The following is a 26040-nucleotide window of genomic DNA, read 5'->3' on the forward strand; positions in this document are numbered from 1 at the left end:
ATCGCGGGTATAAATGAATTGATGACTTTTCTGAACTAATTGTTGTGGCCCGACTAAAATCAAAGGAATAATCGCCGATATATATCCAGAATATTCAGGTTGCAGGACAACGTGTATTACCTTTTGCGTACACCGCGTTGGCCCATCAGGGCAAGTCCACGGATGAACGGGTTATCCCTGCAATAGTAACGATGATGGATATAGAACAACGATAAGGTCGGATCAAGGGCCACAACCAATGAATAAACTAATCGCTTTTCTGACTTTTTTAGCGATGTTCGCCGTGGGCTTATGGGTAATTTATTATCAGGACTACCGTACTAACCGTCAGGGCGCGTATGACAATGCGCAACGAGCGGTCAGGAATATTGAAGACATTCTCAATGAAGCTAAAGACGCGGTAGAGGAAAGCAAACCGCTACTGGCCTACCCTTGCACGCCTGACGTCATCCGGCAATTGAATATGACGGCAGCCCTTGGCAGCCACCTGCGCACGGTCAGCTTGATCAAAAACGACGTGGTGTACTGCTCATCCTTGTATGGCGTGGATAACCGCCCCGCCGCACTGGAGCGTTTCCATATGCGGGAATTGGCACTGCTGGCCGGTAACTCCGTCACACCGGACAGAACCCTGATTATGTACCTCGGTAACACCCCATCCGGCAGTGTGGGGGTAGCCATTCACGGTCAACACCTGACGAGTGTGCTCGATTTGCTGAGTAAACGACGAGACCTTTATTTATCCGTCGGCAATACCTGGATATCCCGCGAGAATAAAGTATCAACACTTACCCCAGACGCTCTACATAATTTTGTTATTACCCCCTCCAGCCACTATCATTTCGCTATTCTGTTTCCAAGTAACGATAAATATTCTATTGCCGATTTCTGGAATCAGGAAAAAATGACTTTTCTGGTGGTGTTTTTTATTGCGCTGGGTTCCGGTGTGCTGGCCTATAAATATTCGACACGCTTTAACTCGCCTTATGACGGTATTCGACGCGCCATCGAAAATCAGGAAGTGTTGCCTTATTACCAACCGGTTATCGCGAATGAATCACGGGAAATCTACGGTGTGGAAGTGCTGGCGCGCTGGCACCATCCGAAAAGCGGGTTTATTTCCCCCGATGTTTTCATTCCGCTGTGCGAACAAAGTGGGCTGATTATCCCACTGACGCGGACACTCATGAGTAGCGTGGTGCGCGATTTGACGCCGTACCTGGACTCGCTGCCAGACAATTTACACATTGCGATCAACATCAGCGCTCAGCACTGCCAGTCCGACGATTTTATTACTGACTGCAAGAATTTCATCACCGCTTTCGGCGATAAAAACGTGCATTTGATGATTGAAATTACTGAACGGGAAAAAGTCGACATTACACCGGACACCATCGCATTCTTCAAAAAACTCAGTGATGCCGGTGTCTTGATCGCACTGGATGATTTCGGTACCGGTTATTCGAATTTTGACTATCTCAGAAAATTGCACGTCAACGTCATCAAAATCGACCAGTCGTTTGTCAGCATGATCGACGAAAACGATCCGCAATCCAGCACGCTGGTGAACTGTGTTATCGACCTGGCGCAGCAAATGAAACTGATGACGATCGCCGAAGGGGTGGAAACCGAATATCAGGCCGAATTCTTATCCCGTAAGCAGATCAACTTCATGCAGGGGTATTTCTTCTCCAGACCCTTGCCGTTTGATGAACTGGCACGTACCTGGCTGACTCAAACACAGAGCGTCGATGGCGAGCAGAATCCCTGACAACACACGATTTTTATCCTCCGCGTCTCTTTACAAGCCCCGGAGCAAGCGGTAAATTCCCGCCCCTTCTCTACTGGCATGGGGATGACAATCATGTTTGTCGGCTTTGACTACGGAACAGCCAACTGTTCGCTGGCTGTCATGGAACACGAAACACCACGGTTGTTGCAACTGGAGCAACAAGCGCCTTATTTACAATCTATGTTGTGCGCGCCCAGTCGCGAAGCGGTGAGTGAGTGGCTGTGGCGACATCATCAGGTCGCAGCCGAGGGAGAAAACGCCCGGCAACTGCAACGCGCCATCAGCCACAATCGCGAAGAGGATATTCGTGTCCAACCCGATAGCGTCAGATTCGGGCTGGACGCACTGGCGCACTACATGGATGACCCGCAAGACACCTGGTTTGTTAAATCACCCAAGTCGTTTCTCGGCGCAACCGGATTAAAACCACAGCAGATAGCGCTGTTCGAAGATCTGGTCTGCGCCATGATGCTGCATATTCGTCGTCAGGCCGAGCAACAGCTTGACCAGCCGATTGAACAGGCGGTCATCGGGCGGCCCATCAACTTTCAGGGGATGGGGGGCGAAGAGTCCAACCGCCAGGCTCAGGGTATTCTGGAGCGTGCCGCCGGGCGCGCCGGGTTCCGGCAGGTGGCGTTTCAGTTTGAGCCGGTGGCGGCTGGTCTTGATTTTGAAGCGACCCTGCAACAGGAAAAACGGGTACTGGTGGTCGACATTGGCGGCGGTACCACCGACTGTTCGATGCTACTGATGGGGCCTACGTGGCGTCATCGCCGGGAGCGTGCCGAAAGCCTGCTCGGCCACAGCGGTTGCCGGGTCGGGGGTAACGATCTGGACATTATGCTGGCATTCAGGCAGTTCTGCCCGTTGCTGGGCATGAACGGCAGCACCGAAAAAGGCACCGCCCTGCCGGTCTTGCCGTGGTGGAATGCAGTGGCTATCAACGACGTACCGGCACAGGCCGAATTCTACAGTAACGCCAGTGGCAAGCTGCTGCGTGATTTGATTCATGATGCCCGCGAACCTGATCAGGTAGCGCGCCTGCTGACCGTATGGCGTCAGCGACTCAGCTATCGGCTGGTTCGGCTGGCAGAAGAACAGAAAATTGCCTTGTCGCAGGCAGACATCTCGCAGGCCTGTCTGCCGTTTATCTCACCCGAACTGGCAACCGACGTCAGCGTAAGCCAGCTGGAAGAGGCGATAGCACAGCCGCTGGAGCACATTAAGCGCCAGCTTATTCAGGCGCAGGAAAGCAGCCAGACGCAGCCGGACGTCATTTACCTGACTGGCGGTAGCGCCCGTTCGCCATTACTACGCACTGCCATCAGCCACTGCCTGCCCGATGTCCCGATCGAAAGCGGCGATGACTTTGGCTCTGTCACCGCCGGTCTGGCCCGCTGGGCACAGACGCTGTTTCGCTAGTTCCGCCAGGTAAAGTAAAACCTTACACTGCCGCTGGCGACTCAGGTCACCGCGGCGCTAAGGCGCTCAAACCAGTGCTGGCTGTCGTAATCGTCCGTCAGCACAATACCGAACTGTTGTTGCAGGCACGCCAGATAATCACGATGGCTACCGATAACACGCTCGCTCTTCTGGCCGTGCCGGGTGACTATCAAGCGGTTATTCGACAGGGTTAATCGCCCTTGTGCCGTTACGCGGGTGCAAAGTGCCTTGGTGGTAAATGGCGATAATGGCGAGGTTTGATGGTAGTGCGCCATCCCGGCATAGTCCGCTAGTTGGTAAGGATGCAGCGTAAACTTGTATTGCGGTTTCCAGTCGTTATCACCCATCCGCTGCTGCAACTGATAGCCGCCCTCCACCGCCACGACCTGATAATGGGCAAACGCTTCACTCGACACCTCACCCGACAGTGGCACCGGCACACAGAATGAATCCCCAAAGCTGATATCAGCAATGACGGACGCTTGCGGCAGCGTCACGTGTAAAAACAGATGATCGAAGGGCTGCCCATAGTGACCGTCATCGTTCCACACCTGACCAGCCAACAGGTGTACCTCAAACCCTAACGCCTGCAGCAGCAAATAAAATCCGTAATTAAGCTCATAGCAAAACCCGCCACGCCGGTCATCAACGATTTTTCGATAGATAGCAGACGGATTCAGGTGTATCGGTTTTCCGAACACCACATCCAGATTTTCAAATGGAACATGCGTGAGGTGAGCAAGATGAAGGGTGCGCAGTTGTAAAGCCGGTTCTGCAGGCAGGGCGCTGACGCCAATGCGCTGCAGATAGCGTTGAACTTCCGAATTATTCAGCATATGTCTTCCCGGTGCCTGAATAAAAGCCTATTCCCTTCCTGCTTCAGGTTGCTGGTGTATCGTCCTGCAACCTGAATGATGTGGGGTATACGCTGTAGACATCATTGGCAATGTGCTATCGATAATACCCCTTCGCTGTCTATTGATAAACGGGACTGACTATTCGACTGACAATAAAGCGATAACGGTCACGACTCCCTGCCGACAGAGGCGGCTGTCGGCAGGGGCTACCCCACGCTGCGGTTAGCGCTGGGAAGGCAGTGTGTACTGCGTGGTGCGTTCGCCATTAATGTACAGCGCGCGTTGCTCGTCTGGCGGCAACTGCACGGTCAACTGACGCCACGCCGGTACAAACGCCCCTTCCGTGTGGAAGGTCACGTCAATACGTCCGGCACTGCAACTCAGCTCCCAACGCAGCCACAACGCCTGTCCATCACGCCAGCGGTGGGTTTCCCCGTCATCTTCAAACAACAGGCCCTGACGTGTGCCATTCCCCATCAGCGGGAAAAGCAGCATGGTGCGCTGGTCGTCGCTATCCGGGCAGACAAAATCGGTACGCGCCGACATCGGTATCATGGCACCGGCCCGGACCAGCAGGGGTAAACGTTCCAGCGGCGCATCCAGCGTCACCGTTTGTCCCGCGCTGAACCAGTCACCGCGATAAAAGTCGTACCAGCCCTCGTGATTATCCGGCAAGTAGACCTGACGCTGACGTTGCCCCGGTTCCACGACGCTGGCAACCAGTAGATCTTTACCGAGCATGAAATCGTCGCTTTCCTCAAAGGTGCGCGGATCATGCTCATGATCCAGAAACATCGGGCGAAGCATCGGCTCGTCATCCGTATGGGCCTGCCAGAACAAGGTATACAGGTACGGCAACAGTCGATAACGCAACTGAATGGCATCACGGATAATCGGCGTGACCGCCGGGTACATCCAGGGTTCGTTAACCGTGGCGTCATCATTCCATGAGTGAATGGTAAAGCGCGGATGCATCACCCCGTTTTGTACCCAGCGTACAAACAGTTCGGCGTCTGGCTTATTACCGGCAAAGCCGCCCACATCATGCCCGACGTTATACAGGCCAGACAGGCTCATGCCGACGCCCATGCGGGTGTTATAACGCAGTGTCTGCCAGTTGGTGCGGTTGTCACCGCTCCAGGTCTGCACGTAACGCTGCATACCGGCGCTGCCGGAGCGTGAAATCAGGTAAGGACGTAGCTCAGGCGCGAAGCGCTGCTGCGCCTCCATAGACGCACGCATCATCAGCAACGGCATCAATGGACGAATATGCTTGATGGCAATCGGCTGCCCAAAGCCATGACAGCGCGCCTCGCCATCCCAGACTTCGAATTCGTTGTTGTCGTTCCAGGTTGAATCAATCCCTTTTTCCAGCAGTTGCCGGGTGACGTTTTCCTGCCACCAGGCAACGGTATCAGGGTTGGTGAAATCCAGATGGGAGCCTTCATCGTCCCAGAAACTGGAGCGCTCCGGGTTATCCGATTCTGAATCACGCACAAACAACCCTTTCGCGGCCACTTCCTGATAACGGGGATGATCCTGCAACAGGCAAGGCTTGATGTTGGCGGCCAGATGCAGCCCCGCATCATGAAACGCCTGGCTCATCTGCTCCGGCTGCGGCACCTTGTCGTAGTTCCAGTTAAACACGTAGCGCTTATTGCCGATCGAGGTATACCCAGACGAAAGCTGGAAAGAATCACACGGGATAGCATGCTGGCGGCACAATTCAATGAACGACAACAGCTGTTGCTGAGCATCGGGTGCATCGGTGTAATGCATGGTAGACCCACTGTAGCCGAGGCTCCATTTAGGGCCAAAGTAGGTTTTACCGGTAAGCCGGACAAAGGCTTTGGTCACATCCAGGATCGCCGGGCCGAGCAGGAAATAGTAATCCAAATCCCCGGCCTCAGCCTGATAGCGACGGTAAGCCAGATGGTAGTTATCAAGCTCGTTACCCAGATCCAACCAGGTGGAACTGAGGTTGTCATAAAACACGCCATAGCTGACACCGGGCTGGTTCACAATGGTGAACGGCAGGTGCTTATACAGCGGATCGGTGCTTTGCGCGTTATAGCCCATCGCATCCAGATTACGGAATTCAAAGCGACGACCGGCGCGGTTGAGATCCCCGGCTTTTTCGCCCAGCCCGTAGCAACGTTCCTGTGGTGTACGGCGCTGGTAGTGCGCCACACCATCACCGTGACGGTTAAGCAGATAAGCGCCGGTTGGCCGGTCAGAGGCCAGCGGCTGCCAGTTCCCCTGCGCATCACAGTATTCCCATGACAACCACAGCGGCTGGTGTACCGTCACCCGCAGTTGCGCGGTGCTTATCTGCAACGCATCACCTTGCCAGGATAAGCTATACCCCGGTAAGGCAAAGCCGTCGCTGCTCTCGCGCACCCGCCCCTGCCACGGAACATCATCCTGCTGCGGCGCGATACTCCAGGTACGGTTCAATCGCAGTTCATCATCCTGCTTAATCAATACCCGCATTAACCCCGGCGCCAGCACATACAACATAAAGCGATGTGCGCCGTCCACCAGCAACTCGACCCGATCCTCGGCCTGATGGTGCAATACCCAGTGTTTCAATGTCTTCATAACATCACTCGTCTATTCGGAAATTCTGTCAATACTGAAACGTTATCAATATTGAAACGTTATCAATGTGCGCGCTGACGACGCTCGGCAATGAACGCCACCAAAAACAGTGCGCCAAACAAATCAAAAAAGCCCATCGCCACAAACAGTGGATTAAAGCCAATCTTGTCGGCGGTCACACCAATCAACAACGAAAACAGGAAACTGGCAATCCAGGCACTGGCACCGCGCATACCGTTAACGGTCGCCATTTGGCCTTTATCGAACGAATCCACCACCACAGCGCTCAGCATGCAGGAAATGATCTGGTGACCAAACCCGCCGATGGAGATCAAAATGATGGCCAGATAAGGGTTTTGGGTCACGCTGACCAGTGCGAGCGACAGCATCAGGAATGCGCCGGTCACCGAACTGCCCACCACGGAATTAATCCGTGAACAACCAAACCAGCGCGTGTAGAGCTTGGTCAGATAACCACTGGCGATACTGCCAAAGTCAGCGGCCAGAAACGGCAGCCAGGCGAACATGGCGATCTGTTTCAAATCCATACCGCGCTCTTTCGCCAGATACAGCGGCACCCAGAAGCTCAGCACCGCCCAGGCCGGTTCAGCCATAAACGCCGGAATGGCGATACCGTAGAAACGGCGGTTTTTCAGCACCGTTTTCATGGCGGTGAAAAACGGTTGTTTCACCGGTGCCGGTTCGTTGTCCTGACGGATAAATGCCAGCTCGGCTTTACTCAGGTTCGGGTGTTTTTCCGGATCATGGTAAAACAGCCACCACAACACCACCCAAAGCATGGCCAGCACCCCGGCAAAAATGAATGCCCCCTGCCAGCCCAACAGCGAGTGGGCAATCACGATGATCGGCGGAGCCAGCATCGCACCAATGGAAAACCCAACGCCTGCCCAACCGGCAGCCACAGGGCGCTCCTGACGAGGGAACCACTCGCCAATTGTTTTCGCGTTGGCAGGTGTAGCGGCGGCTTCAGCGCCCCCCATCATGAAACGCAAGACTGCGAGTTGAATCCAACTGCCAGCTCCGGCATGCAACAGACACATCAGCGCCCAGATAACCGCGCAAATCATGAAGCCCATCTTTAAGCCGATGACGTCGATAAGCCATCCACACAACGGTTGGAATAGGGTGTAAGCCAATTGGAACGCACCAACAATCCAGGAGTATTGCTCGGTAGTAATGTTTAAAACGGTTTTTAATTCAGGTGCCAAAATACCCAGTGAATTACGGGTGATGTAATTGACGGTGACGCCAAACAGAAATAACGCCAGAACCCACCAGCGTAATTGTTTGAATTTTCGTTTTTCATTCACAGCGGGAGAGGAATTAACGTCGAGACTCATGGTGATCTCCTTACAGCGGATTTCGGTGAATACCTGTCGGCACACACCATCCTGATGTTCTAATATTCAGATTTTTATAAAGTTTTATGTCTTTTAAACCCATTCTTCCAGTGGAAGATAACCGGAAGAATCGCGACATATTCAGCGTAAGGAAATAAAAAAGCGGGAGATACTCACTTTTTTGCAACTATTTTCATGATAGCGTCATTACCTGCTATTTTTGGTCATTTTTATGCCTAAAACCGACCATCTTCTGCTTATGAAAATTTTTTCATCAGCCAAATTGAGCAGGATCACAAAATGAAAAAAAACCTCCGGATCCGCGATATTGCCCTGCAAACCGGTTTTTCCGTCAGTACCGTTTCGCGGGTGCTGGCGGGTAAATCCAACACCAGTGAAGAGGCACGGATGCGCATCCTCACTGCCGCCCGGCAATACGGTGTGATGGATAACCTGGCTACCGGTCGTTTATTACTGAATAGCCTGACCGTGTTCGCTCCAGAGCGGGCCTTTAACAGCCGGGCCGACATCTTTTATCACAAGGTATTGCAAGGGGTGCAGGAGTCGCTGGACCCGCATGACGTTCGCCTGCGTTACTGCGGGCTGGCAGAGAACGACAGCGATGTCTCACTCTTTCTGGAGAAAATGTCCGCGCCGGAAACCGAAGGCGCGATATTGATCGGTATTGATGACCCGTATATCCACGCGCTGGCGGCAGAATTGAATAAACCGTGCATACTGGTGAACTGCTTTGATCACAAAATGAGGTTGTCCGGTGTCTCGCCTGCGCACCAGCTTATTGGCGAATTTGCTGCCAATTACCTGATTGAGCAGGGACACCGCCAGATCCTCACCCTACTCTGCCTGCGGCGTTATACCATGGAGTGGCGGCTGACGGGGATCCGCGAGGCGTATCAACAGCATAATCTACCGTTTAGCGAGGAGCGCCACCTGCTCACCCCCCGCGGTTTCGGCAGCGCAGAAGCGGAACAGGCTGTCACCGAGTTTCTGGCCAGCTGCCCACGTGAGCAGTACCCTACCGCGATACTGGCGGGCGGCAACTTCATCGCGGTAGGTGCGATTAATGCGCTGCATAAAGCAAAGTTGCGGGTACCACAAGACATATCGGTACTGAGCATGGATGGTGCCAACCTGGCGGCGGTGCATGACATCCCGCTCACCTCGATACTGATTCCATGCGAAGAATTGGGTCGGGAAGCCGTCAGATTATTGCAACTGCAGTTGATGCAACCGGGTCGCGGTCACGGCAATCTGTTGCTGAACGGTACGCTGGCCGTGAGAAGTTCGGTCAAGCGTATTCGGCCAAGTCAGCGCCACTCGCCGGTGCAAGACACGGATTTATACGATGCCTGATGAGGGGGTGAAATCGGTAGGATCAGGGCTTCAGGCCCGCCATACCGTCAGGGTGTAGCGGGCCTGTCAGTCTGGCGCATCAACTGGATTGGTTGATGACTAACTGCCCGTTGCTGTCGAGTGGGATACGGGTACCAGGGTCACGATCCATCCTGATTTTGCCTTCCTGATCGCCAATCTTGTAGGTGACGTCATAACCCAGCACTTTTTGTGACTTGTCATACACCGTTTGGCAGCGTTGCTGCGTAGAGGTGGTGACATCATTGTCCTGCATATTCCCTTGCACCTGGTTACCGGCATAACCACCGGCCAGCGCCCCGGCGACCGTTGCCACATCGCGTCCGCGCCCGCCACCGATCTGGTGTCCCAACACGCCACCTGCCACCGCACCCAACAGTGAACCGGCAAGGCGGTTTTCGTCCTGTACCGGCTGACGGCGCGTCACCGTCACATTACGGCATTCCTGACGCGGCGTTTTCACCGTTTCTTTGATGGGTGTAGCTGTCAGCACCTGTGCAAACTGCGGTCTGGATGCGAACACATCCAGACTGGCAACAGCGGCGACGCCCAGCGCTGCCGCCATACCGATACCCACACCCGCTAACATTGACTTGTTCACAGGAAACCTCCTGAATAAATAATCACGCACCGTCCATCTCGCCGTGCCTTGTACGGTTTATCACCGCCGGATGGCTGACCCGAAAGCCCCGCTTGCGGGGGGGCAGCGTGTGCGCAACGCCGCCTGATGCGATGAAGTCTGCCGAATCCCTGCGGTACTCTCAATCGGATTACTACCTTAAAAGGGAGCGTCAGATAACAAAACCGTCACATTTAAGAGTTTTCTTACCTTAAGTTGGCGTTAGTGCAATATTTTATTCTGGAATAGATGCAGTCTGGCGGGGAATAACAGGTTGCCCGCCGGGTAGCGGGCAACCTGAAGGCAAAGCCGAGCGGTATCAGCCTTAGTGCAATTTGAGGCGCGGGCGGATAACCCGGTTGATGCTACCGACCAGCATCATCAGGCCGGTTTTGATATAGCCATGCAACGCAATTTGATGCATACGGTAGAGCGAAATGTAAACGAATCGGGCAATGCGCCCTTCTACCATCACCGAGCCACGCATCAGGTTCCCCATCAGACTACCGACGGTGCTGAATTTGGATAATGACACCAACGAGCCGTGGTCTTTATAGACATAGGCTTTCAGTGGCTGATCATTCAGCAAGGCCAGAATATTGCTGTAGCAACGTGATGCCATTTGATGCGCGGCCTGCGCACGCGGCGGCACCACGCCACCACCTGGCTGAGGACAAGATGCACAGTCGCCGATGGCGAAAATCGCCGGATCACGCGTGGTCTGTAGCGTCGGCTCTACCACCAACTGGTTGATGCGGTTGGTTTCCAGGCCCGCAATCTCCCTCATGGCATCAGCCGCTTTGATACCCGCCGCCCATACCATCAGGTCAGCGTCAATAAATTCGCCGTCCTTGGTATTCAGACCGCCTTGTTCAGCGCTGGTCACCATGGTTTTGGTCAGTACGCGAACACCGAGTTGAGTCAATTCATGATGCGCCGCCGCAGAAATACGCGGTGGCAGGGCTGGCAGAATACGCTCACCGGCTTCCACCAACGTCACGTTCAGCGCTTGATTGCTAAGGCTGTCAAACCCGTAACTGTGCAGCTGTTTGACCGCATTGTGCAGCTCGGCAGACAGTTCCACACCGGTGGCACCGCCCCCGACAATCGCGATATTGACCCTCTCTTTTTCGCCCTGAGAGGCGGAGAATTTGAGGAACAGGTTGAGCATTTCGTTGTGAAAACGGCGAGCCTGTTTCGGGTTATCGAGGAAAATGCAGTGATCTTTGACCCCTGGGGTGCCAAAGTCATTGGAGGTACTGCCCAGCGCCACCACCAGAATGTCGTAAGGCAGTGAACGGGCCGCGACCAGCAACTCCCCTTGATCATTGCGGATCTCGGCTAACTGGATAGTACGCTGTTCACGATCAATATCGGTCAGCATACCCAGTTGGAAATTGAAATGATGATGGCGGGCATGCGCCAGATAGCTCAACGCATCCATGTCATCATCCAGCGAACCGGTCGCCACTTCGTGCAGCAGCGGCTTCCACAGGTGGCTGTGATTACGGTCCACCAGTGTGATTTCCGCTTTATTCTTGCGACCGAGCTTGCGCCCCAGGCTGGTCGCCAGTTCCAGTCCGCCGGCACCGCCGCCGACAATCACGATTTTCTTGATTGGCAATGATGTCAAAATGACCCCCTGAAAATTTGTAAACCAATAGTTAACAAAGAGTAAATAATATCCTTAAATTACATATGGTTATAAATGATTGAATGGGATATTTGTCATGAGAATATCATGTAAGGTCATTTGGTCATACCAAAATTGATTTAAATCAATTTACTTTAGTTACAGATAGTCAGCCTGAAAAATTAGATATTGATAACCAATAGGTTAGCAAAAGAGGTCGGCAGAGGAAAAACAGGCTGCCAGACCCGCACTGAGCGAATCCGGCAACGATAGAAAGCGACAGGAAGGGATCAGCCTAATGATTTAAAGGCTTTGATGCGCTGCAGGTGTGAAGAAATATCGCGGAACTTATGGCCTTCGATGTCGTTCCAGATGATTTCGTAATACTCGCCCAACAGGCGGGCGCTGCGCTGGTTATCCAGCATGTCGTCATGACGTGATAAAACCACCATGCAGCGATCGCGGTTTTTCTCACGGAAATTCTCTACGCATTTGGTGGCGATATCAGCGTACTCTTCCGGGCGATCGATTTTACCAGCCATATTCTCTTGCGGGAACAAATTAGGGTTGAACATGACCTGACGGATATCGCACAGGAAGCCAATGCGTTCAGCCCAAAATCCCCCCAGTCCAACGCCACAAATCAACGGGCGATTATCCTCATTGGATTGCAGCATCTTGTCGACTTCCCTGAGCAGATGCTGCATATCATGTCGCGGATGCAGGGTGCTGTAGCTCACCAGTCGGACATCCGGGTCGATGAACTGCAACTGCAGCACTTTCTCATGATTACCCGGACTGCTTGAATCAAAACCGTGCAAATAGATGATCATCTGTGCCTTCCCTCCAGCCTTGTTTAGCGGTGATTAACCGGCGGCTTTATGTGCCTGCCAGCGTTCACTCAATGCCGTCAACTGCGACGTCGCCTGCTTCCAGCGCGATGAATTCAGCAGTTCCCGACGCGTGATCATTCCCCGATGATAGAGCGTCTCCAGCCCCGGTACTTTGACCACCGACAGATTATCCAACACGCTGATGGCTCCCTGGCGCTGATTGCACACCAAAATCATATCGCAGCCAGCGTCCAACGCGGCCTGGGCACGCTCAGCGTAGCCGCCCATCACCGCCGCCCCTTCCATCGACAGGTCATCCGAGAAAATAATGCCGCCGAATCCCAACTCCTGACGCAACACCTGTTTCAGCCAGTACGGCGACCCGCTGGCCGGGCGAGGATCCGCATCGCGGTAGATAACATGCGCAGGCATGATGGCGTCTAACTGCTGTCGGGCTATCAACTCCCGAAAGACACGCATATCCCGTTCACGAATCTGCGCCAGCGGACGGTTATCCTGAGGCGTTTCCTTGTGGGAGTCCGCCGTGACCGCGCCGTGTCCGGGGAAGTGCTTACCTGTCGCTTTCATACCGGCGGCACGCATACCCGCGATAAAATGCTCCGCGACGGCCAGCAAGGTATCCGGGTCGTCGTGGAAAGCACGATCGCCGATTGCCGCACTCCGATGTCCCACATCCAGCACCGGCGCAAAGCTGATATCAATGTCCAGGGTGATCATTTCCGCCGCCATGACCCAGCCCGCTTCTTGTGCCAGTTGCTGTGCCTGCTCCAATGGATTCAATGCAGCAAAAGACTGGGCAGCCGGTAATGGAGTAAAGCCGTGACGAAAGCGTTGTACCCGGCCGCCTTCCTGATCGACAGCCACCACCAAGCGTTCACGCGAGGCACGCCGCATCTGGCGGACTAATTCAGCCAACTGGTCAGCATCGTGAAAATTGCGGCTGAACAGGATAACGCCCCCTACCAGCGGGTGCGCCAGCACCTCACGATCTTCCGCGTCCAGCTCATAACCAGCCACATCTAACATTAACGGACCCACAAAAACCTCTTTTTGTTAATTACAATCAGCCTGATGGCCGCAAAACCGGCCATAGCGCTACCCGCCTGCCCGACGCAATGCATCGGCGGTCTGACGGTAGCTCTGCTCACCGGTTTGCCGCCAGCGGACTTCAAACCACATTAAGACCAGGTAATCCGCCCAATATTGCCAGCGCGCCACCTGTTGGCGCAACGACGTCAGAGACAAACCGCGCCAGTGACGGCAGTAAGCCTGTAAAAAATCCTGCTGCTGCGCCCCATCCAGCTCACATCCCCGAAACAACAATGCCAGTTCCAGCCCAATGTCGCCGTCTGCCGCATACTCCCAGTCAATCAGCCGCCAGCCCGCCGTGGTACACAGCAGATTGCCGGGATGCACGTCCAGATGCAGCGGTGCCATCAATAGCGGTGTGGGTAGTGGCCTATCGATAAGCCTCCGACAGACGCGCTTCAACTGCGGTGAACGCCTTGCCGGGTCCATATGCAGCCAGTGATGTGCTATCAGGCGTTTCAACGCCAGCGGATAACCGTAACGTGGTTGGTGATGCAAACGCGCGATTAACGCCGCCAGCCTTCCTTCGGTGAGCAAGAGCGAAAACTGGCTGGCATCCACCTCCAAGCCTGCCAGCCACTCGACTAACAACCAGCCATCACGCCAGCATACCGGGCGCGGTGCCAGCGCGTGTCCGCTCAACTGACGCAGCACGCGGAACTCACGCTGGCGGGAAGTTCCTAACTGCCGCCCTTGCGGTGTTTCGCCACGCGCCAGCCATATCCCCGCCGGAGATTGCACACGCCAACTCTGCTGGCTAAGGCCACAGACCGACTGCAAATGAAAACCGGCGGTGGCTACCGCCGGCAGAGCCTGCTGCAACAGCGCATGCAACGCTTCACTGCTGGCGAACCGAGCCATTACCGGACCAGACTATCTCACCGGTCTGCACCAGCATCAGTTGCATCGCCAAATCAGGTGATTTGACATCACCGCTGGCATCCGCGTACAGCACATACTGCGCACCGACATAACGGGCCAGGCCCACCGCTTTGCTACGCGATTCGAGGCTATCTTCTTCGGACAAACCTAACGATTGCCGGGCTACACCTAACTGTTCATGCGACACCATCGTAAATTGTCCCGATGCTGCCAACGCGTTGTATAACGCCGTGGTCGCCTGAGCAGACTGTAGCGAACCATTGGTGTTATTTTTAATTTTGTTCACCAACAGAATACTGCCTTTCGCAATACCGTCGGTTTTCACCATTTGCCCTACCAGCGGCGTTACCGCAGCAGACCAATTGAGCACCGGTACCTGAATTTTCGGCGGTGTCGGCAACGGCTGACTTTCTGATGGCGGCAACGTCGGTTTCACCGGTACAGGTGGCGCGACGGGCTCGATAGACGCCGGTTGTTCTGTTTGTGGCTCGCGGCTGCTACAGCCTGCGATCACCAGCGCCATCAGCACGATGCCAAGATATTTTTTCATGTCTGTCCTCTCAATCACGCATCAGAGAAAAAGATAAAGCCGCACCTGGCTGGCTGCCGGATTAGCATGCGTGGCCACAAGGGAGATATCCGTATGAGCAGGGATCACCACCGTCTGGTTGATACCCGGCGGCGGTACGTCCAGCCCCTGACGATCATACCAGTAAAATTGATAGTGCAGCGTTACCGGCTGTGTAGACGTGTTGCTGACACGAGCCGACGCCTGCTGAGCTGCATTATCACGCGACAACGACGGATTCGAAGCACGAATGCCCGCAGCCAGTACTGCGGCATCCAGCACCAATGTCTGTTTGGAATTAATGTTCAGGCTGGTCGTCCTGCCACACCCGACGAGTGACATCCCCAGTAGCAGGGCGACCAATATGCCCGGTAACACGCTTTCGGGTAATACCTTACGCATGACCTATCAACCAGCCAGCAGCGGCCCCAGTGGGCGACCGCCCAGCAGATGCATATGAATGTGATACACCTCCTGCCCACCGTGGCGATTGCAGTTGATGATCAAACGATAGCCGTCCTCCGCAATGCCTTCCTGATGCGCAATCTTACCCGCAACCGTGATCATTCGACCAAGCGCGGCCTCGTGCTCTGGCGCGGTCTCATTCACCGTGGGGATCAGTACATTCGGTACAATCAAAATATGGGTGGGTGTGCGGGGGGCGATGTCGCGAAAAGCCGTCACCAGTTCGTCCTGATAAACGATATCGGCGGGGATTTCCCGACGAATGATCTTACTGAAAATGGTTTCTTCAGCCATGACACAGTTCCTTTAAAAACAAGCGCTCTTGCGCGAAGCGGCTTGCAGTATGAGTGATAAATCTACTGTTTTTCAACTCTCTTTGTCAGCGTATGCCATGCCTTAAGCAAGGTATTACGCCGCAAAAAATGCCGCTGACATCCCCAACGAGCACCCGGCATCGGTAATTTTCCGCCACTCACCTTCGGAAATGACGATACCATCAGCCAGACGTTGCGCACGCGCCTGACGCTCAGGCTCTCCGGCAATCAGGATCGGCGCGGACGAGTCCGGCACGCGCGACGCGCGCACATAAGCCAGCATGGCATCATACTCCTGTTGCAGCCATGACATGCCCACCAGCTTCGTTGGGTCAATCAGAATCGTGGTCATGTTGTTTACTATCGCGCCTTCGCGCGGGTTACCCGGATGGATAGTGCCGCCACCGGACAAAATACCCGCCAGTAGTTCCGCAGCCAGAATCAGACCGCCACCTTTGTGGCGTGCGATCGGTAGCAGCGCACCGGTTTGCTCCCCTTCCCACATGACGCGAGGGTCTGCGCTCGGCTGACCATCACGGTCTAGCATCACCGGCTCATCAAAGGTTTTCCCCGCCAGCCAGGCTACGCGTGTCTTACCCAGCGCTACCACGCTGGTGGCAAAATCCAGAATAAAGTCAGGGTTGTTGTCACTGCCCGGGAAGGCGATACAAATGGGGTTGGTGCCAAAGCGTGCGTCACTGCCGCCAAACGGTGCTACCAGCGGTGCAATATCACTGACATTAACGAAATGAATTGAAATCAGGCCAGCCTGCGCCGCCATTTCACCGTACGTCCCGATCCGTCCCAAATGGCAGGTTGACGATAACGTCATCAGGCACACACCGGTGGTTTTCACCCGCTCAATCGCCGCCTGCATCGCCTCACGGCCGGTTCGTTGCCCAAACCCGCGATCGCCCGCAAACTGCAGTATCGCACCGCCATCCTGCACCAACCGGGCTGGCGTATTGGGGTGCATGTTACCTGCGGCGATAAAACTGACGTATTCCGGCAACATGCCGACTCCGTGACTGTCGTGTCCTTTGAGGTTCGCGCCAACCAGGTGGTGCGCCACACACTCAGCCTCATCATGCTCGCACCCGGCATGACGTAACAGTTCATACGCTATCTGCGTCAAGCGCTCAGCTGAAATCTGCATCCTGTTCCCTCTGAAAAGTGATGTTGTGATACGCCGCTGATGAACAATGTTGTTATTCAACTATCTTGTTATTCAACGATGTTGTTATTCCAACGATAGAGTTATCTCAACAATATCAATATCGTTATTCAGGGCGGCGTTGGTTATCGCGCTGTCGGTGATGTTAATGCCAACGGTTACATGACACGCGGCAGCATCAATCATCCTACTGCTGAATATCCTGCGAGGGGAAACGATTCTGTTCAGTCGGGTGGGAATTAAAGGCACAATATCGGTGGCAATAAAATCAGTGGCAATAAAAAAGGGGCCGCAGCCCCTTTCGTCAACTCCCTGTTATCCGTCAGTGGTGACGGATCTTTCAGTGATTGCGGATGTAATCATCCATATCGGTTTTCAGGTTATCAGACTTGGTACCGAAGATAGCCTGTACACCGGAGCCGGCTACCACCACGCCTGCTGCGCCCAGTTTCTTCAACTCAGCCTGGTCAACCTTAGACACATCACCCACGCTGACACGCAGACGGGTAATACACGCATCCAGGTTGGTGATGTTTTCTTTACCACCGAATGCGGATACCAGCGACGCGGCCATTTCAGAACCGCCCTGAGCAGACTGCTCGGATGCAGAATCTTCACGACCTGGGGTTTTCAGATCCAGCTTGGCGATCAGTACGCGGAATATGGTGTAGTACACCACGGCGTAGCACAGACCCACAATCGGGAACAGCCACAGTTTGCTGCCGTTGCCACTCAGTACGATGAAGTCGATCAGACCGTGAGAGAAGCTAGTGCCATCACGCATACCGAGCAGAATACAAATCGGGAACGCCAGACCGGCCAGAATAGCGTGGATGACGTACAGGATCGGCGCTACGAAGATGAAGGAAAACTCGATAGGTTCGGTAATCCCGGTCAGGAACGCAGTCAGCGCAGCGGAAATCATGATACCGCCCACTTTGGCGCGATTTTCCGGTTTCGCCGAATGCCAGATAGCCAGTGCAGCAGCAGGCAGACCATACATCTTGAACAGGAAGCCACCTGACAGTTTGCCCGCCGTCGGGTCACCCGCCATATAACGCGGGATGTCACCATGGAATACCTGACCTGCCGCGTTAGTGAACTCACCCACCTGCATCTGGAAAGGTACGTTCCAGATATGGTGCAGACCAAACGGCACCAGGCTACGTTCAACGATACCGTAGATGCCGAATGCCAGCACCGGGTTCTGGTAAGCAGCCCATTTAGAAAATGCCTGAATCGCACTCCCTACCGGTGGCCAAATGAACGACAACACCACACCGGTGATGATGGCGGTCAAACCAGAAATGATCGGCACAAAACGTTTACCGGCAAAGAAGCCCAGGTACTCAGGCAAGCGAATGCGGTAAAAACGATTGAACATATAAGCGGCAATCGCACCAGCAATAATCCCGCCCAACACGCCAGTATCGGCCATGTGATTAGCGGCGATATCAGCCGGTGACATGTGCAACACCAGCGGTGCTACCACGGCCATGGTTTTCACCATGATGCCGTAAGCGACTACCGACGCCAGCGCCGATACACCGTCATTGTTGGTAAAGCCCAGAGCCACACCGATGGCAAAAATCAGCGGCATATTGGCAAACACAGAGTCGCCTGCCTGCGCCATCACGCTGGAAACAACCGCCGGCAACCAGCTAAAGTTGGCTGACCCGACGCCCAGTAAAATACCGGCGATAGGCAGCACAGACACTGGCAGCATCAGCGATTTACCTACTTTTTGCAGGTTTGCAAATGCATTCTTGAACATAATAGAGAGTGCTCCTGAGTAATAGTGCTTCTATTTCTGATAGTTTCTGATAGTTCACCTGAAGGTGGGGAGGTCATCCTTCACGCGGTCGGGATGTGATATGCATCCTCATTAATTTTTACGCAGAGTAAAATAAATGTTGCATCAAATGTTTGATAGCAGTCACGTTTCAACTCATGAGAAACCCACGTTACTATCAGAAGTCTTATAGTTTGTGATCTAACGCCAAAAATTAGCCCTGCCACCGTGCAGTAAACACGACAAGTGGCAGGGGTTACTAGCGATTAATTACGAAGCCAAAAAAAACTCGCGTATTCTCAACCAGGATCACGCCACGGTCAACCGCGCAGGATCAATATGGAATAGGCGGGCGAAGTTTTCGGTGGTGGTGGATGCCAGCTTTTCGAGACTGACATTTTTGAGAACAGCCAGATATTCCGCAACATCACGCACATACGCGGGCTGATTTTCCTTGCCGCGATAGGGAACCGGTGCCAGCCACGGAGAATCGGTTTCAATCAATAGCCTGTCTAACGGCACATAGCGTGCGACATCTCGCAGTGCCTCAGCATTACGGAAGGTCACAATCCCGGAAAAAGAAATGTAGAACCCGAGATCCAGCAGTTGCTCCGCTGTTTCCTTATCCTCGGTAAAACAGTGTAGTACACCGCCGCATTCATCGGCCTTTTCTTCGCGCAGGATAGCCAGCGTATCTTCACGCGCAGAGCGGGTATGCACAATAACGGGTTTATGCAACTCCCGGCCAATGCGAATGTGTTCACGAAACGACGCCTGCTGCGAAGAGAGGGTATCTTGCTGATAATAGTAATCCAGCCCGGTTTCACCTAATGCCACCACCGACGGCAACGCCGCCAGTGTACGCAGTTCAGCGAAATCATACGGTGTTTCCTGGCTGAGTGGGTGTACCCCGCAGGAAAACGCCACATCGTCACGTTCGCCAATCAACTCAGTCATCGCGCGAAACCCAGGTAACGTGGTGGCTACCGCCAGAAAAAAGCCCACATCACGCTCACGTGCCTTGTTCAATACATCAGACACATCGTGGTGCAGAGACTGATAATCCAAACCATCAAGATGGCAGTGGGAATCAACTAACAACATAATCAGGACTTCCGGTATTCAGGAAAAAGGTGACGGAATCGGCAACGTAGGAGACGACAATACCGACTCCCACGTCAACAACAGTTCCGTTAGTAACAATTCGCGGTTAACGCCAGTCACCGACACCAGTTGGTGACGGCACTGCAACCAACACCGCAGACTGGCATGCAAGCGGGCATCGCCACACTGTGATGCCAGTTGCGCCACTAATGGTGCCTGATCCTGGTTGGTTCGCAGGCTAGCCGCCTGATAGCGCCATTTCAGCGCATCCAGAAATACGGTGCTAACCCAGTGAATGCGGCGTTCAGCGTCATCATGATTCAATACAGGCAACAGCGTTAGCGCGTCGCCTGATTGCAGACTGAGACCTAACTGCTGGCAGACCGCCTGGCGTGCTTTCCAGATGTCGGGTTGCAGCAGCGCCTCTGCGGCCAGTGGTGCCCCTGCCGACAACCGCAATGCGGTCTGTGACGCCATCTCATCAGCGACCCCGCGCGTACGCAGCCACTGCATGGCTTGCGCCTGCGCCGGTGCATCCAGGTATAAATGCAAACAGCGACTGCGCAACGTCGCCAGCAACTGTCCCGGTGTACGGCACCCTAACAGGAAATAGGTCTGTGCTGGCGGTTCTTCCAATGTTTTCAGCAACGCATTAGCCGCCGCTTCGGTCAGGCTTTCCGCCAGTGGTAGCCAAACGACCTTGGCCCCCCCCTGCCGCGAACGCTGGTACACCTGCTCCAGTGCATCACGCACCGCGTCGACCCCCAGACTGTGCTTCCCCTTTTCGGGGCTGAGGGTGTGCCAGTCAGGGTGGGTCCCCGCGTTCATCAACTCACAGGAATGGCAACGGCCACAGCTTTTGGCCCCCTCCGGCTGCTGACACAGCAGCCACCGGCTGAAGGCATACGCCAGCGACGCCTCGCCCATCCCATCGATAGCCTGCAACAACACCGCATGATGGCCGCGTTTTGCCTGATGCGACGCCAGTAACTGTCGGTAAGGTGCGTTCAGCCAGGGATACCACTCCATCAGCGATTCACTCCCCTCGCCCGGTCAGCCGCTGCAACCAGTCACAGAGTACCCGGCGAATATCCGCGTTGACCTCTTCCAGCCCGCGGGACGCGTCAACCGTCACAATACTGTTGTCGGCCGCCGCCAATTGCTGATAACGGGCGCGGGTTCGTTCGAAAAACGCCAGCGACTCTTGCTCGATACGATCCAGTTCACCGCGCTGGCGGGCGCGTTTTAGCCCCAGATCAGGTGGAATATCCAGATAAAGCGTCAAATCAGGACGAAAATTGCCTAACACCGTGTCCCGTAATGACGCCATCAAGTGCGGGTCCATTCCCCGCCCACCGCCCTGGTAAGCCTGAGACGAGAGGTCGTGTCGGTCGCCAACCACCCAGGCACCGCGCTCCAGCGCCGGGCGGATCACGTTCTCCACCAGTTGCACGCGAGCGGCATACAACATCAGCAATTCTGCTTTATCCGTGAGTTTCTCTTCTGCCACACCCTGTTTGATAAGCGTACGCAACTTTTCCGCTAATGGCGTACCGCCAGGTTCACGGGTAAATACAATATCGTCGATACCAAACTCGCGCAGTGTTTCCACCACCACGGCATGAGCGCTGGTCTTCCCCGCCCCTTCGAGCCCCTCAATCACAATAAATTTACTGTTCATTCTTTTCCTTTCCGGCGGCTGCAGCCTGCGCGGAACGATACGCCTGCACGGCGCGATTATGATCGTTTAGATTCGAGGTAAACGTATGCCCACCTTTACCATCGGCCACAAAATAGAGATAACTGGTTTTGGCCGGATGCGCGGCCGCTTCAAGTGATGCCTTGCCCGGCATGGCGATCGGTGTTGGCGGTAGCCCATTAATCACATAGGTATTGTACGGAGTGGCCGCTTCAAGCGCACTGCGGGTAATCACGCCGTTATAGTTCTCGCCCATGCCGTAGATTACCGTCGGGTCAGTCTGCAAACGCATCCCCACGCGCAGGCGGTTGATAAATACCGACGCCACCAGTGGCCGCTCCTCGTTAATCGCGGTCTCTTTTTCAATCAATGACGCCATCACCAGCAGTTCTTCCGGCGACTTATACGGCAGCCCTTCATCCCGAGCAGTCCAGACGTCATTAAGTATTTTGGTCATCCGCTGATGTGCCCGTTGCAGAATCGACTTATCACTCATCCCGGCGGTATGAAGGTAAGTATCCGGGTAAAACCACCCTTCAGGGTTCGGTTTATCTTTCAGCCCTATCGCTTCAGCAATCTCTTGCGGGGTTTTATCCTCCAGCGTGTGCCGCAGATACGGGGCCGATTTCAGTGTTTCCAGCCACTCTTTCAGACGCGACCCTTCCACAAATCGCACCGAAAACTGTGCCTCCTTGCCACTGGCTAACAGCACCAGCATATCGCGCACGGTCATGGCAGGCGTCAGACGATAGGTTCCGGCTTTAAACGTGGCCAGCTCCGGTTCCAACTGCAGTAACCAGGGGAACCAGTGACTGTCATCAATAATATGCTGTTCTGTCAGTAATGCTTGTAAGCCTTCACGATTCGTGCCGGCTGGGAGAGTAAAAATGGTTTCCTGTTTGATGATAAGCGGCAAGGCAGCGAAGTGTTGTATTTGCCGCCACCCGCTCCAGACAACCACCGCCAACAGAACAATAATCCCAAGACCCCACGTCGTTCTCTTCATAACCCATCATGACTCACAGTTAGGGCTCAGAAAGTCATATAACTCTCGTGAGCGATAACGCCAGATATGCGCCTGATTCACGGGTATCACCGGCATCAGCGCATTGCACACCAGCACTTCATCGGCATCCGCCAACGTTTCCAAAGGTTCCGATACCACATGGAGTTCAAACGCGGAGGACTGCAACAGCGCCATAATATGTCGCCGTGCCACACCGTCAACACCGCAAAGCGAGAGATCTGGCGTAAAAACCCGCGATCCCTTACGCCAGAATAAATTAGCGGCACAGCATTCCACCAGCGCCCCGGAGGTGTCAAGCACCAACGCCTCATCGGCACCAGAGCGTTCGAGATGCGTGCGAATCAGTACCTGCTCCAGCCGGTTCAAGTGCTTGATACCCGCCAGCCACGTATTTTGCGCCAGCGGCACCGGACTGAGCGCCAGCCGAATGCCATCCTGACGCCAGTTGACGTAATGCTGTGGGTAGGGAGCCTGCATTACGATACGAACCGGCTGGTTACACCCAGCGGGGCTGTAACCACGACCTCCGTGACCCCGGCTGATGATAACTTTCACGACGCCATCCGCTCGGTCCACCGCCGCCTGTTGCATCTCATCGCGCAAGCGCGGCCAGTCGACCTCAGGCAACAGCAATGTTTCCGCCGCCTGCCGAAGCCGCTGGATATGCCGCTCCAGCCATACTACCTGCCCCGTCACAACCCTGGCGGTAGTAAAACAACCGTCACCAAATTGAACACTGCGATCCGATACCGGCAGTTGCTGTTCCGCCTTTCCGTCAACCCACCACATAGTCGCCTCCCCGGCCAGAGTGCAAGCCTGTCAATCGCCGGGGTGTCCGGCAAGCGGCAATACTCCTATTTTTGCACAGACGAAAAAAAACCCGGCAGAACCGGGCTCTTTATTAAAGCATTACATCAGATTTTTCGGAACACCACAGAACCGTTGGTGCCGCCGAAACCAAAGGAGTTACACAAAGTGTATTCCATATTGGCGACCTGACGCGCTTCGTGCGCTACAAAGTCCAGATCACAACCATCATCAGGGTTATCCAGGTTGATGGTCGGTGGAACAGCATTATCACGCAGCGCCATGATACAGAAGATTGACTCTACCGCACCCGCTGCGCCCAGCAGATGGCCGATCATCGACTTGGTCGAACTGACCATCACACGGGTATCTGCACCAAAAACGGATTTCACTGCCTGCGTTTCGGCCTTGTCACCCGCCGGGGTAGACGTGCCGTGTGCGTTGATGTAACCCACTTTATCGGTGGTAATGCCTGCATCACGCAACGCGTTTTCCATCGCCAGAGCGGCTCCGGCACCGCTTTCCGGCGGAGACGTCATGTGATAGGCATCGCTGCTCATACCAAAACCGACGATTTCGGCGTAAATTTTCGCGCCGCGCTTTTTGGCATGTTCATACTCTTCCAGCACCAGGATACCGGCACCGTCGCCCAGCACGAAGCCATCACGATCTTTATCCCACGGACGGCTCGCTGCTTGTGGATTCTCGTTACGGGTCGATAATGCTCGCGCAGCACCAAATCCGCCTACGCCCAACGGTGTACTGGCTTTTTCAGCCCCGCCGGCCAACATAACATCGGCATCGTTATACGCGATAATACGCGCAGCGTGGCCGATGTTATGCACACCAGAAGTACATGCGGTGGCAATCGAAATGGTAGGTCCACGCAGACCAAACATGATGCTCAGGTGTCCCGCGACCATGTTCACAATGGTAGACGGCACAAAGAACGGACTGATTTTACGCGGGCCACCATGCACCAGCGCGCCATGGTTTTCCTCGATCAGCCCCAGCCCACCAATACCCGACCCGATAGCAGCTCCGATACGACTCGCATTAGCTTCCGTTACCTCAAGGCCTGAGTCCTGCATGGCCTGAATGCCTGCTGCAATTCCGTATTGAATAAAGGCATCCATCTTGCGCGCTTCTTTACGCGAGATGAAGTCTTCACTGTTAAAGTCCTTTACTAAGCCAGCAAAACGCGTTGCATAGGCACTAGTATCGAAATGATCAATCAGGCTGATACCACTCTGACCGGCAAGCAGAGCATTCCAGGTTGACGCTACTGTATTGCCGACAGGAGATAACATGCCCAGACCAGTCACAACCACTCGACGCTTAGACACGCTGATCCTCCAGGGAGGGAAAAAATGATACTGAGGTAGAAGAAAACTTAGGCGGTCGAGCGACCGCCTAGATATGTTCGATTACTGCTGATTAGCTTGAATGAAATCGATGGCTGCCTGAACAGTCGTGATTTTTTCAGCTTCTTCGTCTGGAATCTCGGTATCGAATTCTTCTTCCAATGCCATTACCAGCTCAACAGTGTCAAGAGAATCAGCGCCCAGGTCATCAACGAAAGAGGCATTGTTCACGACTTCTTCCGCCTTAACACCCAACTGTTCAACGATGATTTTCTTAACGCGTTCTTCGATAGTGCTCATACTCTTAAATTTCCTATCAAAACTCGCTTTCGCGATGGTTTTCGTAGTGTATAAAATGTTGAAAAAGATGCAACAAAATCAATACTGGTCGAACCAAGATTTTGTGCTTTTTGCATTTTTCGCTGTAAATTAACGCAAATTACGGTGCTACTTATCAGATCATATACATGCCACCATTGACATGCAATGTTTCACCGGTAATGTAGCCCGCCTCATCAGAGGCTAAAAACGCCACAGCACTGGCGATTTCTTTTGGATCACCCAGACGGCTGGCAGGAACTCCCGCCAAAATGCCCGCCCGTTGTTCCTCTGTCAATGCCCGGGTCATATCGGTTTCAATGAAGCCAGGCGCGACAACGTTGACAGTAATACCGCGAGACGCGACTTCCTGCGCCAGCGACTTACTGAACCCCACCAACCCTGCTTTAGCCGCAGCATAGTTGGCCTGTCCCGCGTTACCGCGAGAACCAATCACGGAACCGACAGTAATGATGCGGCCAAAACGTTTTTTCATCATGGCACGCAACACTGCTTTCGACAGGCGGAAAACCGAACTCAGGTTGGTATCCAGCACTTCCTGCCAGGCATCGTCTTTCATGCGCATCATCAGATCATCGCGCGTGATACCGGCATTGTTGACCAGAATATCAATATCGCCGAACACTTCTTTGATACTGGCCAAAACGCTTTCAATCGAGGCGCTATCCGTAACGTTTAACGCGTAGCCTTTGCCTTTCGGCCCCAGCCATTCGCTGATATCCGCCGCCCCTTTCTCACTGGTGGCGGTACCGATTACGGTGGCGCCACGGGCAGCCAGCATCTCGGCAATAGCACGACCAATGCCTCGACTTGCACCCGTCACCAGGGCAACTTTTCCTTCAAAATTCATTATCTTCACCGTTT

Annotated in this window: 24 protein-coding genes; 3 read left to right on the forward strand and 21 right to left on the reverse strand. The window is 54.2% G+C overall.

Going from position 1 to position 26040, the window contains the following annotated elements; genetic code table 11:
* Positions 1-238 precede the first annotated feature (238 nt).
* Complete coding sequence (locus tag FAZ14_RS01880) at positions 239-1771, forward strand: EAL domain-containing protein (protein ID WP_153507964.1); 1533 nt, start codon at positions 239-241, stop codon at positions 1769-1771.
* A 93-nt stretch (positions 1772-1864) separates the two neighbouring features.
* Positions 1865-3214 (forward strand): molecular chaperone, encoded by a 1350-nt coding sequence (yegD, locus tag FAZ14_RS01885; protein WP_153508156.1) that lies wholly within the window; start codon positions 1865-1867, stop codon positions 3212-3214.
* A 41-nt stretch (positions 3215-3255) separates the two neighbouring features.
* On the opposite strand, the gene FAZ14_RS01890 is transcribed toward yegD, so the two are convergent.
* The 3 genes from FAZ14_RS01890 to FAZ14_RS01900 form a co-directional block, all read right to left on the reverse strand.
* A complete protein-coding gene (locus FAZ14_RS01890) occupies positions 3256-4071 on the reverse strand; it encodes an arylamine N-acetyltransferase family protein (RefSeq protein WP_153507965.1) in 816 nt (271 codons plus the stop codon).
* A gap of 243 nt (positions 4072-4314) precedes the next feature.
* Positions 4315-6693, reverse strand: a complete 2379-nt coding sequence (locus FAZ14_RS01895; protein ID WP_016940825.1) for a glycoside hydrolase family 31 protein — start codon at positions 6691-6693, stop codon at positions 4315-4317.
* Positions 6694-6755: 62 nt separating this feature from the next.
* Entirely contained in the window at positions 6756-8054 is a 1299-nt protein-coding gene (locus FAZ14_RS01900) for an MFS transporter (protein WP_016940826.1), read from the reverse strand.
* A 300-nt stretch (positions 8055-8354) separates the two neighbouring features.
* Here FAZ14_RS01900 and FAZ14_RS01905 point away from each other — a divergent pair, with 300 nt between their 5' ends.
* Entirely contained in the window at positions 8355-9428 is a 1074-nt protein-coding gene (locus FAZ14_RS01905) for a LacI family DNA-binding transcriptional regulator (protein ID WP_016940827.1), read from the forward strand.
* A gap of 79 nt (positions 9429-9507) precedes the next feature.
* Here FAZ14_RS01905 and FAZ14_RS01910 read toward each other — a convergent pair whose 3' ends face one another.
* The 18 genes from FAZ14_RS01910 to fabG all read right to left on the reverse strand — a co-directional run bounded on the left by FAZ14_RS01910 (position 9508) and on the right by fabG (position 26026).
* Positions 9508-10047 carry a glycine zipper 2TM domain-containing protein gene (locus FAZ14_RS01910; protein WP_016940828.1) on the reverse strand — a complete coding sequence of 180 codons (540 nt, stop codon included), beginning with the start codon at positions 10045-10047 and terminating at the stop codon, positions 9508-9510.
* Positions 10048-10390: 343 nt separating this feature from the next.
* Positions 10391-11698: an NAD(P)/FAD-dependent oxidoreductase gene (locus FAZ14_RS01915; protein WP_016940829.1), complete on the reverse strand. Its 1308-nt coding sequence runs from the start codon at positions 11696-11698 to the stop codon at positions 10391-10393.
* A gap of 290 nt (positions 11699-11988) precedes the next feature.
* Positions 11989-12531 carry an alpha/beta hydrolase YcfP gene (gene ycfP, locus FAZ14_RS01920; protein WP_016940830.1) on the reverse strand — a complete coding sequence of 181 codons (543 nt, stop codon included), beginning with the start codon at positions 12529-12531 and terminating at the stop codon, positions 11989-11991.
* Positions 12532-12564: 33 nt separating this feature from the next.
* Positions 12565-13590, reverse strand: a complete 1026-nt coding sequence (gene nagZ / locus FAZ14_RS01925) for a beta-N-acetylhexosaminidase (protein WP_016940831.1) — start codon at positions 13588-13590, stop codon at positions 12565-12567.
* A gap of 57 nt (positions 13591-13647) precedes the next feature.
* Positions 13648-14502, reverse strand: a complete 855-nt coding sequence (locus tag FAZ14_RS01930; RefSeq protein WP_153507966.1) for a phosphotransferase — start codon at positions 14500-14502, stop codon at positions 13648-13650.
* Positions 14480-15073 carry a penicillin-binding protein activator LpoB gene (lpoB, locus tag FAZ14_RS01935; protein WP_038926163.1) on the reverse strand — a complete coding sequence of 198 codons (594 nt, stop codon included), beginning with the start codon at positions 15071-15073 and terminating at the stop codon, positions 14480-14482. Before lpoB ends, FAZ14_RS01930 begins: the two co-directional genes overlap by 23 nt.
* Before the next feature lie 21 nt (positions 15074-15094).
* Positions 15095-15493 carry a YcfL family putative periplasmic lipoprotein gene (locus tag FAZ14_RS01940; protein ID WP_016940834.1) on the reverse strand — a complete coding sequence of 133 codons (399 nt, stop codon included), beginning with the start codon at positions 15491-15493 and terminating at the stop codon, positions 15095-15097.
* A gap of 6 nt (positions 15494-15499) precedes the next feature.
* Positions 15500-15850 carry a purine nucleoside phosphoramidase gene (gene hinT / locus FAZ14_RS01945; protein ID WP_016940835.1) on the reverse strand — a complete coding sequence of 117 codons (351 nt, stop codon included), beginning with the start codon at positions 15848-15850 and terminating at the stop codon, positions 15500-15502.
* Positions 15851-15964: 114 nt separating this feature from the next.
* The gene (locus FAZ14_RS01950) at positions 15965-17026 is read right to left on the reverse strand and encodes a malate/lactate/ureidoglycolate dehydrogenase (RefSeq protein WP_016940836.1); all 1062 of its coding nucleotides are present in this window, start codon (positions 17024-17026) and stop codon (positions 15965-15967) included.
* 358 nt (positions 17027-17384) lie between these two features.
* A complete protein-coding gene (ptsG, locus tag FAZ14_RS01955; protein WP_016940838.1) occupies positions 17385-18818 on the reverse strand; it encodes a PTS glucose transporter subunit IIBC in 1434 nt (477 codons plus the stop codon).
* Positions 18819-19145: 327 nt separating this feature from the next.
* Positions 19146-19940, reverse strand: a complete 795-nt coding sequence (locus FAZ14_RS01960) for a metal-dependent hydrolase (RefSeq protein WP_038926161.1) — start codon at positions 19938-19940, stop codon at positions 19146-19148.
* Between the two features lie 18 nt (positions 19941-19958).
* Positions 19959-20969: a DNA polymerase III subunit delta' gene (gene holB / locus FAZ14_RS01965; protein WP_016940840.1), complete on the reverse strand. Its 1011-nt coding sequence runs from the start codon at positions 20967-20969 to the stop codon at positions 19959-19961.
* Positions 20970-20976: 7 nt separating this feature from the next.
* Positions 20977-21621, reverse strand: a complete 645-nt coding sequence (tmk, locus tag FAZ14_RS01970; protein ID WP_153507967.1) for a dTMP kinase — start codon at positions 21619-21621, stop codon at positions 20977-20979.
* A complete protein-coding gene (gene mltG, locus FAZ14_RS01975; RefSeq protein ID WP_153507968.1) occupies positions 21611-22645 on the reverse strand; it encodes an endolytic transglycosylase MltG in 1035 nt (344 codons plus the stop codon). The genes tmk and mltG overlap by 11 nt, the downstream gene beginning before the upstream one ends.
* A 6-nt stretch (positions 22646-22651) precedes the next feature.
* Positions 22652-23455 (reverse strand): aminodeoxychorismate lyase, encoded by an 804-nt coding sequence (gene pabC, locus FAZ14_RS01980; protein WP_153507969.1) that lies wholly within the window; start codon positions 23453-23455, stop codon positions 22652-22654.
* Between the two features lie 125 nt (positions 23456-23580).
* On the reverse strand, positions 23581-24819 hold the full coding sequence (gene fabF / locus FAZ14_RS01985) for a beta-ketoacyl-ACP synthase II (RefSeq protein ID WP_016940844.1): 1239 nt from the start codon (positions 24817-24819) through the stop codon (positions 23581-23583).
* Between the two features lie 81 nt (positions 24820-24900).
* On the reverse strand, positions 24901-25137 hold the full coding sequence (gene acpP, locus FAZ14_RS01990; protein ID WP_016940845.1) for an acyl carrier protein: 237 nt from the start codon (positions 25135-25137) through the stop codon (positions 24901-24903).
* A gap of 154 nt (positions 25138-25291) precedes the next feature.
* Positions 25292-26026 carry a 3-oxoacyl-ACP reductase FabG gene (gene fabG / locus FAZ14_RS01995; protein WP_016940846.1) on the reverse strand — a complete coding sequence of 245 codons (735 nt, stop codon included), beginning with the start codon at positions 26024-26026 and terminating at the stop codon, positions 25292-25294.
* Between the last annotated feature and the right edge of the window lie 14 nt (positions 26027-26040).

Source organism: Dickeya oryzae (assembly GCF_009372235.1).
Taxonomy (GTDB): domain Bacteria; phylum Pseudomonadota; class Gammaproteobacteria; order Enterobacterales; family Enterobacteriaceae; genus Dickeya; species Dickeya oryzae.

Excerpts from the sequence above, each read along its gene's own strand:
- FAZ14_RS01880 (WP_153507964.1), top strand. The coding sequence starts at position 239 with ATGAATAAACTAATCGCTTTTCTGACTTTTTTAGCGATGTTCGCCGTG.
- yegD (WP_153508156.1), top strand. The coding sequence starts at position 1,865 with ATGTTTGTCGGCTTTGACTACGGAACAGCCAACTGTTCGCTGGCTGTC.
- FAZ14_RS01890 (WP_153507965.1), bottom strand. The coding sequence starts at position 4,071 with ATGCTGAATAATTCGGAAGTTCAACGCTATCTGCAGCGCATTGGCGTC.
- FAZ14_RS01895 (WP_016940825.1), bottom strand. The coding sequence starts at position 6,693 with ATGAAGACATTGAAACACTGGGTATTGCACCATCAGGCCGAGGATCGG.
- FAZ14_RS01900 (WP_016940826.1), bottom strand. The coding sequence starts at position 8,054 with ATGAGTCTCGACGTTAATTCCTCTCCCGCTGTGAATGAAAAACGAAAA.
- FAZ14_RS01905 (WP_016940827.1), top strand. The coding sequence starts at position 8,355 with ATGAAAAAAAACCTCCGGATCCGCGATATTGCCCTGCAAACCGGTTTT.
- ycfP (WP_016940830.1), bottom strand. The coding sequence starts at position 12,531 with ATGATCATCTATTTGCACGGTTTTGATTCAAGCAGTCCGGGTAATCAT.
- FAZ14_RS01930 (WP_153507966.1), bottom strand. The coding sequence starts at position 14,502 with ATGGCTCGGTTCGCCAGCAGTGAAGCGTTGCATGCGCTGTTGCAGCAG.
- lpoB (WP_038926163.1), bottom strand. The coding sequence starts at position 15,073 with ATGAAAAAATATCTTGGCATCGTGCTGATGGCGCTGGTGATCGCAGGC.
- FAZ14_RS01940 (WP_016940834.1), bottom strand. The coding sequence starts at position 15,493 with ATGCGTAAGGTATTACCCGAAAGCGTGTTACCGGGCATATTGGTCGCC.
- hinT (WP_016940835.1), bottom strand. The coding sequence starts at position 15,850 with ATGGCTGAAGAAACCATTTTCAGTAAGATCATTCGTCGGGAAATCCCC.
- FAZ14_RS01950 (WP_016940836.1), bottom strand. The coding sequence starts at position 17,026 with ATGCAGATTTCAGCTGAGCGCTTGACGCAGATAGCGTATGAACTGTTA.
- ptsG (WP_016940838.1), bottom strand. The coding sequence starts at position 18,818 with ATGTTCAAGAATGCATTTGCAAACCTGCAAAAAGTAGGTAAATCGCTG.
- FAZ14_RS01960 (WP_038926161.1), bottom strand. The coding sequence starts at position 19,940 with ATGTTGTTAGTTGATTCCCACTGCCATCTTGATGGTTTGGATTATCAG.
- holB (WP_016940840.1), bottom strand. The coding sequence starts at position 20,969 with ATGGAGTGGTATCCCTGGCTGAACGCACCTTACCGACAGTTACTGGCG.
- tmk (WP_153507967.1), bottom strand. The coding sequence starts at position 21,621 with ATGAACAGTAAATTTATTGTGATTGAGGGGCTCGAAGGGGCGGGGAAG.
- mltG (WP_153507968.1), bottom strand. The coding sequence starts at position 22,645 with ATGAAGAGAACGACGTGGGGTCTTGGGATTATTGTTCTGTTGGCGGTG.
- pabC (WP_153507969.1), bottom strand. The coding sequence starts at position 23,455 with ATGTGGTGGGTTGACGGAAAGGCGGAACAGCAACTGCCGGTATCGGAT.
- acpP (WP_016940845.1), bottom strand. The coding sequence starts at position 25,137 with ATGAGCACTATCGAAGAACGCGTTAAGAAAATCATCGTTGAACAGTTG.
- fabG (WP_016940846.1), bottom strand. The coding sequence starts at position 26,026 with ATGAATTTTGAAGGAAAAGTTGCCCTGGTGACGGGTGCAAGTCGAGGC.